This is a genomic window from Tabrizicola sp. (assembly GCF_041919135.1).
GTDB lineage: Bacteria > Pseudomonadota > Alphaproteobacteria > Rhodobacterales > Rhodobacteraceae > Tabrizicola.
The window spans coordinates 1-10659 of sequence record NZ_JAYRUJ010000037.1 but is presented as its reverse complement, the minus strand read 5'-3'; the positions used below and the strand labels follow the sequence as shown (position 1 = coordinate 10659).

The 10659-nt window shown below is 67.4% G+C and carries 11 protein-coding genes and 1 tRNA gene; 4 read left to right on the top strand and 8 right to left on the bottom strand.

Going from position 1 to position 10659, the window contains the following annotated elements:
* The 3 genes from ACE3UA_RS17350 to ACE3UA_RS17340 form a co-directional block, all read right to left on the bottom strand.
* Window positions 1–981: DEAD/DEAH box helicase (locus tag ACE3UA_RS17350; protein WP_374647380.1), on the bottom strand; the 981-nt coding region annotated here is incomplete at its 3' end.
* Between the two features lie 274 nt (window positions 982–1255).
* A tRNA-Ala gene (locus ACE3UA_RS17345) sits at window positions 1256–1331 on the bottom strand.
* A gap of 104 nt (window positions 1332–1435) precedes the next feature.
* Window positions 1436–1771 (bottom strand): TIGR02300 family protein, encoded by a 336-nt coding sequence (locus tag ACE3UA_RS17340; protein ID WP_197644760.1) that lies wholly within the window; start codon window positions 1769–1771, stop codon window positions 1436–1438.
* A gap of 122 nt (window positions 1772–1893) precedes the next feature.
* Between ACE3UA_RS17340 and ACE3UA_RS17335 the strand changes: the two genes are divergently transcribed.
* The 4 genes from ACE3UA_RS17335 (at window position 1894) to ACE3UA_RS17320 (ending at window position 5341) form a co-directional block, all read left to right on the top strand.
* Window positions 1894–2586 (top strand): M48 family metallopeptidase, encoded by a 693-nt coding sequence (locus tag ACE3UA_RS17335; RefSeq protein ID WP_374647378.1) that lies wholly within the window; start codon window positions 1894–1896, stop codon window positions 2584–2586.
* Window positions 2587–2618: 32 nt separating this feature from the next.
* Window positions 2619–3266: a GntR family transcriptional regulator gene (locus ACE3UA_RS17330; RefSeq protein ID WP_374647376.1), complete on the top strand. Its 648-nt coding sequence runs from the start codon at window positions 2619–2621 to the stop codon at window positions 3264–3266.
* 210 nt (window positions 3267–3476) lie between these two features.
* Window positions 3477–4298: a hypothetical protein gene (locus tag ACE3UA_RS17325; protein ID WP_374647374.1), complete on the top strand. Its 822-nt coding sequence runs from the start codon at window positions 3477–3479 to the stop codon at window positions 4296–4298.
* Between the two features lie 131 nt (window positions 4299–4429).
* Entirely contained in the window at window positions 4430–5341 is a 912-nt protein-coding gene (locus ACE3UA_RS17320) for a pirin family protein (protein WP_374647372.1), read from the top strand.
* Between the two features lie 84 nt (window positions 5342–5425).
* On the opposite strand, the gene lpdA is transcribed toward ACE3UA_RS17320, so the two are convergent.
* The 5 genes from lpdA to ACE3UA_RS17295 form a co-directional block, all read right to left on the bottom strand.
* Window positions 5426–6814, bottom strand: coding sequence for a dihydrolipoyl dehydrogenase (gene lpdA, locus ACE3UA_RS17315; RefSeq protein ID WP_374647370.1), 1389 nt, complete (start codon window positions 6812–6814; stop codon window positions 5426–5428).
* 82 nt (window positions 6815–6896) lie between these two features.
* On the bottom strand, window positions 6897–7292 hold the full coding sequence (locus ACE3UA_RS17310) for an MAPEG family protein (protein ID WP_374647368.1): 396 nt from the start codon (window positions 7290–7292) through the stop codon (window positions 6897–6899).
* Window positions 7289–7717: a hypothetical protein gene (locus ACE3UA_RS17305; protein ID WP_374647366.1), complete on the bottom strand. Its 429-nt coding sequence runs from the start codon at window positions 7715–7717 to the stop codon at window positions 7289–7291. Before ACE3UA_RS17305 ends, ACE3UA_RS17310 begins: the two co-directional genes overlap by 4 nt.
* Window positions 7718–7870: 153 nt before the next feature.
* Window positions 7871–9112, bottom strand: a complete 1242-nt coding sequence (odhB, locus tag ACE3UA_RS17300; protein WP_374647364.1) for a 2-oxoglutarate dehydrogenase complex dihydrolipoyllysine-residue succinyltransferase — start codon at window positions 9110–9112, stop codon at window positions 7871–7873.
* A 24-nt stretch (window positions 9113–9136) separates the two neighbouring features.
* A partial coding sequence (locus ACE3UA_RS17295) for a 2-oxoglutarate dehydrogenase E1 component (RefSeq protein WP_374647362.1) occupies window positions 9137–10659 on the bottom strand: 1523 nt, incomplete at its 5' end.

Here is a 10659-nt window from a genome sequence, read left to right as displayed (position 1 = left end):
CTCGGGGACGTTCGGCAGGTCGTAGTTATAGACATGCCGGACCGTGGGAATGTCGATCCCCCGCGCGGCCACATCGGTCGCGACCAGCACGTCCAGCTCGCCGCTGCGGAACTCGGTCAGGGTCCGGTCGCGCTGGTTCTGGCTCTTGTTGCCGTGGATCGACCCCACCTTGAACCCCCAGGCGGCCAGCAGCTTCGCCAGCTTCTCGGACCCGTGCTTGGTGCGGCCGAAGACCAGGGCCTGCTCGCCCGGATGCTTCTTGAGGTATTCTTCCAGCAGCTTCGCCTTGTCGCCGTTCGGAATGAAGTGGACGCCTTGCGAGATCCGCTCCACCGGCTTGCCGGGCGGGGCGACCTGCACGCGCACGGGGTTGCGCAGATAGGTCTCGGCGATCTCCTCGATGTCCTTGGGCATCGTCGCGCTGAACAGCAGCGTCTGGCGCTTCAGCGGGATATGCTTGGCGATCTTCCGCAAGCTGTGGATGAAGCCCATGTCCAGCATGTGGTCGGCTTCGTCCAGCACCAGATAGGCGCATTTCTCCAGGGACACGTCGCCGCGTTCCAGAAGGTCGATCAGCCGCCCCGGCGTCGCCACCAGCACGTCGGTGCCCTTCGACAGCGCCTGCGCCTGCTTGAAGAGCGAGGCCCCCCCGACCACCATCGTCACCTTGACGGCGGTACCCTTGGTGAAGATCTCGAGGTTGTCCTTGATCTGCGTGGTCAGCTCGCGCGTCGGCGCCAGGATCAGGGCGCGCACGTTCTTCGGCCCCGGCGGGTGGCCGATGTCCAGAAGGCGGTGCAGGAGCGGCAGGCCGAAGGCGGCGGTCTTGCCGGTGCCGGTCTGCGCCAGGCCCATCAGGTCCGCGCCGCGCATGATATGCGGGATCGCCTCGGCCTGGATCGGGGTGGGTTGTTTCAGCGTGGTCTTTTCCAGCGCCTTCAGGATTTTCGGCGACAGGCCGAGGTCGGCAAAGCCGGTCATGGTCTCATCCATCAATCAGAGGGCCCGCGACCCTCGCCCCGGGCGAATGCCCGTGACCGTGCCGCAAGCGGCGCCCCTGCGTGACGGTGGGAACCATTCGTCCGGGCCCTTCGGTGCTCACGCGGCACGGGCTTCGGACCTGGGGCAGATGGGCCTACAGCGGACGAAAGTCAAGCCCGGCCCGCGATTCGCCCACAGGCTGCGCCACGGTGCACCTTCCCGACCGGCGAAATGAAAAGGGGCGGTGTGAACCGCCCCGCTTTCAGTCTCTCTTTGGTGGAGCCAGGGGGAATCGAACCCCCGACCTCTTGAATGCCATTCAAGCGCTCTCCCATCTGAGCTATGACCCCACCGGAGAGAACTCGCGCCGTCGCCGTCGCGATGCCGGGTGTTTAGGGTAGGTCGCCGGGGGGTGCAAGGGGAAAATTCCGCCTTTTTTCACCCGGCGAGACCCTTACACTTCCTCTTCGTCGCCCGGCACGTCGGCCAGGTCGTCCAGCGACACATTGTCGTCGGCATCGTCTTCCAGAAGATCATCGTCCAGCTCGCTGTCGTCGGCGGCCGCACCTTCCAGGAGCGCGTCTTCATTCTCCAGATCCTCGACCAGGACGTCGTCATCCTTGTCGGGAACGGCGCGCGAGATGACCGAGGCGGCCATCTTGCGACGAACGGATTCGATGTCCACGACCTCGCCCGTGTAGGGGCTGACGATCGGGGTCCGGTTCAGGTCGTAGAAGCGCTTGCCGGTGGTCGGGCAGATGCGCTTCGTGCCCCATTCTTCCTTGGGCATGGTCGTCCCTTTGAGTGGTGGGTGGCGGAATGACGCCGCTTGCCACAGGTGCAGGCGACTGTCAAAGCCTTTTGCTTCGCCGGGCAAATGGCTATTCTCGCGCCAGCATTCAAGGGGTTTCCATGCCGGTCCTGCCGGGCTCTCCGCCGGTCGAGGTGCATCTGAAGCGGTCCGCGCGGGCGCGGCGATTCTCGCTGCGCGTCTCGCGGCTGGACGGCAAGGTCACGCTCTCGATTCCCACCCGCGCGCGTGAGGCCGAGGCGATGGCCTTCCTGCGCGGGCAGGAGGGCTGGCTGCGCCAGACCCTCTCGGCGATCCCCGGGACGGCAGCGCGCACCGTCGGCCTCGGGGCGACGCTTCCGGTCGAGGGGCTGCCGCTCCTGCTGGCGCCGGGCTCGGGGCGCGGGCTGCGGGTCGAGAACGGGCAACTGCTGGTCCCGGGCGATCCCGCTTCGGCGGGGGCAAGGGTGGCGGCCTGGCTGAAGGTGCTGGCCCGCGACCGTCTCGCCTCCGCCTCGGCCTGCTATGCGGCCCGGGTCGGGCGCAGCTATTCCGCGCTGGCGCTGCGGGACACCCGCTCGCGCTGGGGCTCCTGCTCGCCGGACGGGCGGCTGATGTATTCCTGGCGGCTGATCCTCGCCCCGCCTGCGGTGCTGGACTATGTCGCCGCGCATGAGGTCGCGCATCTGGTCGAGCTGAACCACTCGCCCGCCTACTGGCGGGTCGTGACCGGGATCTGCCCCGACTGGCGGCAGCATCGCGGCTGGCTGCACGAGCATGGCTCGACCCTGCACCGCTTTCGCTTTCAGGATTGACCCTTGCGGCGGCGGGGTGTTCCCTCGGGCCCATGCTGACCCCGCGCCCCACCGATCCCAACGCCGCCGCGCATGAGAAACTGTATCGGTCGCTGCGCCAGCAGGTCATGCATGGCGAGCTGGACCCGGGCCAGCCGCTGACGCTGCGGGGGCTTGGCCGGGCCTATGGCGTCTCGATGACCCCCGCGCGCGAGGCCGTGCGGCGGCTGGTGGCGGAGGGGGCGCTGACGCTCTCCTCCTCGGGCCGGATCTCCACCCCGGAACTGACGCCCGAGCGGATCGAGGAACTGGCCGCGATCCGGGCGCTCCTGGAGCCGGAAATGGCGGCCCGGGCGCTCCCCCGCGCCCATTTCGCGCTGATCGAACGGTTGACGGCGATCAACCTGATGAACGGCGAGGCGGCAGTGAAGGGGGATGCGGTGGCCTATGTGCGCACCAACCTGGAATTCCACCGGACCCTCTACCTGCGGGCCCAGACCCCGGCGATGCTGGCGATGTGCGAGACGGTCTGGCTGCAGCTGGGCCCGACGATGCGGGCGGTCTATGCGCGGGTCAAGCGGAGGGAGCCGCCGACCCACCACCGGATGATCCTGGCCGCGCTGAAGGCGGGGGACGAGCCGGGGTTGCGGCTGGCGGTCAGGACCGACGTGACCCAGGGGCTGCGGCACCTCGCGGGGTGACGTGTCCACGGTGGGCGGATATTCGGGCATAACGAAATCAACGGGTTGACCTTGCGCGTTTACGAAGCGTCAGGGATTCTGGCCAGGTGCCCCGGGTCCGCTTTCCGCCGGCCTTCGGGGATCGCCCGATGGCGGGCGTGCGAGCGCACTTGCGGGCGCTGCCGGGATCGGCGAATCTGGCGCGGACCGTCCGCCAATACGAGTTTGGGCATGACAACATCGACCGGGATCAAGGCGTCGCTGAAGCGTATCGTCGGGCGAAGCAGGAAGATCGAGGTTGCGCCCGGATTCCGCGGCGCCCGCGGCCTGCGCTATGTGACCTTCTTCGAGCGGCTGCATGCCCAAGCGGCCTTCGACTGGTATATGGAGATCGGCTGCCGTTCCGGCCAGATCTTCCAGCACGCCCAGGGACGGACGATCGCGGTGGACCCCTTCTTCCAGGTCGAGCGCAACGTGATCGGCACGAAGCCCGCCATGTTCGCCTTCCAGCAGACCAGCGACGACTTCTTCGCGTCGGGTTTTCTGGAGCGGAATGCGATCCGGCTTTCGGCCAGCTTCCTGGACGGGATGCACCTGTTCGAATTCCTGCTGCGCGACTTCATGAATACCGAGGACCACTCGCATGAGGACGGCGTGATCCTGATGCATGATTGCAGTCCCTATGACCTTGCCATGACCAGTCGCGACTATTCGGACCGGAGCGGATTGCCCTGGACCGGCGATGTCTGGAAACTGCTTCCCATCCTGCAAGAGCATCGGCCGGACCTTGCCGTCGAGGTGCTGGATTGCTCGCCCACCGGGCTCGTCCTGGTCAGGGGCTTGTCGCCCGGCAATCGGGTGCTGCGGGATCGCTATGACTCGATCGTCCGGGCCTATGCGGATCTTACGCTGGAGGCTTTCGGGGTCGAACGGTTCTTCGCGTCTTTTGCCCATGTCGATGCCGCCGCCGAAGCGGACGCAGGATTTCCCAGGTTCCGCCCGATAATGATCGAGCCGACCCAGGTCGCAAGGCCCGAGCGGTCCAGCCCCTGAACCGGGACTTCAGGGCCGACCGGCTTTGCCGGCTTCTGTGCGTGGGCTCACAGAAGCCATGTCGATTTGCGCCTTGGCCTGCCCATCTCCTGGCCCCATCTTCAGCGCAAGCCATTCATCAGGAGAGACCCATGTCCATCCGTCCCGTCATCGAGACCCGCCGCGCCCAGCCCCATATCGAGGGCGCTGGCGTCCATCTGCACCGCGCCTTCGGGTTCCAGGACCCGACCGAGGCGGACCCGTTCCTCTTGTTCGACGATTTCCGGGGCGAGCATCCCCGCGACTATGCCGCCGGGTTCCCCTGGCACCCACATCGGGGGATCGAGACCATCACCTATGTTCTGGCGGGGACCGTGGAGCATGGCGACTCGCTGGGCAACAAGGGCATCCTCGGGCCGGGGTCGTTGCAGCTGATGACCGCCGGACGGGGGATCCTGCATCAGGAGATGCCGAAGGGCGATGCGCAGGGCCGGATGCACGGCTTCCAGCTTTGGGGCAACCTGCCCAAGGCGCTGAAGATGACCGCGCCGCGCTATCAGGACATGCCCGCCGAGGCGCTGCCGGAGCGGCATGAGGACGACGGCACCTCGATCCGGGTGGTGATCGGCGACTGGCGCGGGGTGAAAAGCCCGGTGGACGGGATCGCCGCGGATCCGCAGTATCTGGATGTCTTCGTGCCTGCGGGCAAGCGGAAGACCTTCAAGATCGACACCCGCCGCCGGGCCTTTGCCTATGTCTTCGAGGGCGCGGCCAGCTTCCGCGATGCGGCCCGGCCCGAGGGCGTGCTGCTGGAGAAGGAAGTGCAGGGCAAAGAGGTCAACATCCGCGACCTCTCGGGCAACCGGACGCTGGTGCGCTTCGGCGCGGGCGACGAGGTGACGGTGACGGCGGGGCCGGAGGGGGTGCGGTTCCTCCTGGTCTCGGGCGCGCCGATCGAGGAGCCGGTGGCCTGGGCCGGGCCGATCGTGATGAACACCGAGGCCGAACTGCGCCAGGCCTTCACCGAATTGCGCAACGGGACGTTCATCCGTCCGGCGCATTGACGGAAGGGCTCGTCGATGACTTCGTCACTCCTCGCAGGGGTCAGCCGGCGAGGAGGAGACGAAGTCGAACGACGAGCGGTCCGGTCAGGCGTGGATCGCACCGTCGCCGCAGGCCAGCGCCGCCTCGCGCACCGCTTCCGACCAGGTCGGGTGGGCGTGGCAGGTGAGCGCGAGGTCCTGGGCCGAGGCGCCGAATTCCATCGCGACGCAGATCTCGTGGATCAGGTCGCCCGCGGCCGGGCCGATGATATGGCAGCCGAGGATCCGGTCGGTCTCCTTGTCGGCGATCAGCTTGACGAAGCCTTCGGCCTGGAACACGGCCTTGGCGCGGGCGTTGCCCATGAAGGGGAACTTGCCGACCTTGTAGGGGCGGCCTTCCTCTTTCAGCTGCTCCTCGGTCTTGCCGACCGAGGCGACCTCGGGCGTGGTGTAGATCACGCCGGGGATCACGCCATAGTTCACATGGCCATGCTTGCCGGAGAGGATTTCGGCCACGGCCATGCCCTCGTCTTCCGCCTTGTGGGCCAGCATCGGGCCGGCCACGGCGTCGCCGATCGCGTAGAGACCGGGAATGTTGGTGGCGAAATGCGCATCGGTCTTGACCGTGCCGCGCGGGCCCATCTCGACGCCCAGGGCTTCGAGGCCGAGGCCGGCGGTATAAGGCTTGCGCCCCGTCGCGACGAGGACGATCTCGGCATCAAGGCTGGCCTCGCTGTCGTTCTTCCGCAGCTTGTAGCTGACCGTCGCGCCGGTTTTCGTCCTGGAGACGGACTGGACGGCGGCGCCGAGGACGAACTTCAGGCCCTGTTTCGCCAGGATGCGCTGGAAGCTCTTGGCGACCTCGGCGTCCATGCCAGGGGTGATGGCGTCGAGGTATTCGACCACGGTGACCTGCGTCCCGAGGCGGGCGTAGACCGAGCCCATCTCCAGCCCGATGACCCCCGCGCCGATGACCACCATCGACTTCGGCGGCTTGGCGAGGGTGAGGGCGCCGGTGGAGGTGACGATGGTCTGTTCATCGATTTCGACGCCGGGCAGCGAGGAGGCCTCGGAGCCGGTGGCGATGACGATGTTCTTCGCATTGTGCGTTTCGTCCCCGACCTTGACCTGGCCGGGGGCGGGGATCGTGGCCCAGCCCTTCAGCCAGGTGACCTTGTTCTTCTTGAACAGGAACTCGATCCCCTTGGTGTTGCCGGAAACGACATCGGCCTTGTAGGCCTGCATCTTCGCCCAGTCGACGGTGGGATGGGCGCCCATCAGGCCCATCTTCTCGAAGTTCTCATGCGTTTCGTGCAGGAGGTGGGTGGCGTGCAGCAGCGCCTTCGACGGGATGCAGCCGACGTTCAGGCAGGTGCCGCCCAGCGTCTCGCGCCCCTCGACGACGGCGACCTTCTGGCCGAGTTGCGCGGCGCGGATCGCGGCGACATAGCCGCCGGGGCCGGCGCCGATGATGATGGTCTCGAAATCTGCCATGGGTCGGGTCCTTGGTTGACCGGGGAGCCGGGGGTTTCACACCCCCGGACCCCCGTGGGATATTTGGGAACAGAAGAAGGTGTCAGATGAGAGCTGCCACCAGCATGACGAGGGTTGCGAGGAAGCCTAGCGCCCAGATCGCCGAGCGCCAAGGGCGCCAGCCGAAGGCATAGGCGGGGATGTAGAGCAGGCGCGCGGCGAGGTAGGTCCAGGCGGCGTATTGCGTGACGGGGGTGGACTGGTCGCCGAGGGTCACGACCACGACGGCGAGTGTGAAGAGGATCAGCGCCTCGAAATGGTTGTTCAGCGCGCGCTGCAGGCGGGCGGTGGTCACGGAGAGCTGGCGCGAGGGCGGTCGGTCGCGGGCGCTGGAGGTGTAGCCCACCCCAAGTTCGCGGTTCGCGGGGATCGCGAACAGGGCGTATTGCAGGGCCTGCAAGAGACCGGCAAGGGCCAGGGCGGTCAGTTCGGCGGTCATGGTCTGGCCTTGGGCATGGCTTCGGGCAGGGCGCGGGCAAGCTCGGTGAAGTCGCGGCGCTGCCAGCGTTGGGGCCAGTTCTCCTGGGCGGCGCAGTATTCCTGCACTTCGGCGAAGGGGGTGTCGGGGGCGGGCATCAGCGCCTCGGGCCGGGCGGCGGCGCGGAAGGCCTGGATCGCCTGGGCCGGCACGTTCCGTTCGGCGAGAAGCGCGAGGGCGGCGTCGACATCGCCCTGCCAGAAGGCGAGGGCGGTCTGGTGGTCGGCCGCATCCAGCGCGGTGCAGGTAAGGAAGACCCGCTGCTCGGACAGCGCGGTGGTCAGGAGGATATCGGCGGTGGGCGAGCCGGTGGGGATGATCTGGGCGGCGGCGGGGGTGGCGAGCAGTGCCACGGCCGCGAGGAAGGCCAGCGGAAGGCGCCCCACCCCCGGCTCCGGCCCACGTGGGGGAGGAGTGGCGCTTGTCGCGGCGGTGGGGGCGGGGCGGTGCATCCGATGGCTTTCGTAGGGTGCGCTACTGCGCACCGTGGGAGGGTGCGCTGTAGCGCACCCTACGGGTGGGGTCAGGCCGGACCCCTTTTACAGATCCATCAGTAGGCGACGCGGGTCCTCCAGCGCCTCCTTGACCCGCACCAGGAACGTCACCGCGCCCTTGCCGTCGACGATCCGGTGGTCGTAGCTGAGCGCGAGATACATCATCGGGCGGATCACGATCTGGCCGTTCACCACGACCGGGCGGTCCTGGATCTTGTGCATCCCCAGGATGCCGGATTGCGGCGGGTTCAGGATCGGCGAGGACATCAGCGAGCCATAGACGCCGCCGTTCGAGATGGTGAAGCTGCCGCCCTGAAGCTCGGCCATCGACAGTTTCCCGTCGCGGGCGCGCAGGCCGAGTTCGGCGATCTTCTTCTCGATGGCGGCAAAGCCCATCTGGTCGGCGTCGCGCACCACCGGAACGACGAGGCCCGATGGGGTGCCGACCGCCACGCCCATGTGGACGTAGTTCTTGTAGACGATGTCCTGGCCGTCGATCTCGGCGTTGACCTCGGGGACTTCCTTCAGAGCATGGGTGCAGGCCTTCACGAAGAAGGACATGAAGCCGAGTTTCACGCCGTGCTTCTTCTCGAAGGCGTCCTTGTATTCGTTGCGCAAGGACATGATGCCGGACATGTCGACCTCGTTGTAGGTCGTCAGCATCGCGGCGGTGTTCTGCGCGTCCTTCAGGCGGCGGGCGATGGTCGCGCGGAGGCGGGTCATCTTGACGCGTTCCTCGCGCGCCGCGTCCTCGGCCGGGATCGGCGCGCGGGGGACGGCGGCGGGGGCGGGCGCGGCGGCCGGCGCGGCGGCGGGGGCCGGGGCCGGGGTCGCCACGGCCTTGGCCACGTCTTCCTTCATCACGCGGCCGTCGCGGCCGGTGCCCTTGACCTCATCGGCGGAAAGCCCGGCCTCGGCCATGGCTTTTTTGGCGGAGGGGGCGTTCTCGACGTCGGCGCGGGGGGTGACTTCCTCGGTCCCGGCACCGGGCGAGCCGACGGCGGCGGCGGCCGCGATCTTCGGGTCCTGGGTCCTGGGCGCCGGGGCGGCAGCGCCTTCGGTCACGATGGCGAGGCGGGCGTTCGCGGCGACGGTCGTGCCCTCGGGGGCCAGGATCTCGGCCAGCACGCCCGAGACGGGGCTGGGCACCTCGACCGAGACCTTGTCGGTCTCAAGCTCGCACAGCATCTCGTCCTGTTTCACGGCATCGCCGGGTTTCTTGAACCAGGTCGAAACGGTGGCCTCGGACACGGATTCGCCAAGGGCGGGCACCATAACGTCAGTCATTGTCAGTCTCCGGTCTTTCCAAGGTCAGTTCAGGCCAAGGGCCTGGGCGACGAGGGTTTGCTGTTCATGCTTGTGGCGGGAGGCCAGCCCCGTGGCGGGCGAGGCCGAGGCCTTGCGGCCGGCGTAGGACATGCGGGTGGTCGTGCCGCGCACGCGCGTCAGGATCGTCTCCATGTCGGGCTCGACGAAAAGCCAGGCGCCCTGGTTCTTCGGTTCCTCCTGGCACCAGACAAATTCCGCCTTCGGGAAGCGGGCAAGCTCCTGGCCAAGCGAGATCGTGGGCAGCGGATAAAGCTGTTCCACCCGCAGGAGGTAGACATCGTCCAGCCCCTGCGCGTCGCGCTCGGCGAGAAGGTCGTAGTAGACCTTGCCCGAACAGAGGACGACGCGCCTGATCTGGTCGTCGGCCTTCAGTTTCTGCGTGGAATTGCCCTTCTGCGCATCATCCCAGAGGACGCGGTGGAAGGTGGAGCCGTCGGTGAAATCCTCGGCCCGGCTGATCGCCATCGGATGCCGCAGCAGCGATTTCGGCGTCATCAGGATCAGCGGCTTGCGGTAGGTCCGGTGCAGCTGGCGGCGCAGGATGTGGAAATAGTTCGCCGGGGTCGAGCAGTTGGCGACGATCCAGTTGTCCTCGGCCGAGAGTTGCAGGAAGCGTTCCAGGCGGGCGGAGGAATGTTCCGGACCCTGGCCCTCGAACCCGTGCGGCAGGAGGACGACGAGCCCCGACATCCGCAGCCATTTCGATTCGCCCGAGTTCACGAACTGGTCGAACATGATCTGCGCGCCGTTGGCGAAGTCGCCGAACTGGGCTTCCCACAGGGTCAGCGCGTTCGGCTCGGCCAGGCTGTAGCCGTATTCGAAGCCGAGGACGGCGTATTCGGAAAGCATCGAGTCGATGACCTCATACCGCGCCTGGCCGGGGCGGATGTGGTTCAGCGGGTAGTAGCGTTCCTCGGTGGTCTGGTCGACCCAGCCGGAATGGCGCTGGCTGAAGGTGCCGCGGGTGCAGTCCTGGCCGGAGAGGCGGACGGCGAAGCCTTCGGTCTGCAGCGAGCCGAAGGCCAGCGCCTCGGCCGTGGCCCAGTCGAAACCCTGGCCCTTGGCGAACATCTCCTTCTTCGCCTCGAGCTGGCGGGCGACGGTCTTGTGCAGATCGAACCCGTCCGGGACGCGGGTCAGGGCGGCGCCCACCTCGGCCAGGGTCTCGGCCTTGATCCAGGTCTCGCCGCGCTGGTAGTTGTTCAGGTCCTTGGTGGCGAGGTTCTTCCAGCGCCCGTCCAGCCAGTCGGCCTTGTTCGGCAGGAAGGCCTTGCCGGCCTCGAATTCCTCGTTCAGGCGGGCCTGGAAGGCGGCCTTCATGTCCTCGATCTCGCCCTCGGGGATCAGGCCGTCGGCGACGAGGCGGTCGGTGTAAAGCTGCAGCGTGGTCTTCTGCTTGCGGATGCGGTTGTACATCGCCGGGTTGGTGAACATCGGCTCGTCGCCTTCGTTGTGACCGAAGCGGCGGTAGCAGAAGATGTCGATGACCACGTCCTTGTGGAATT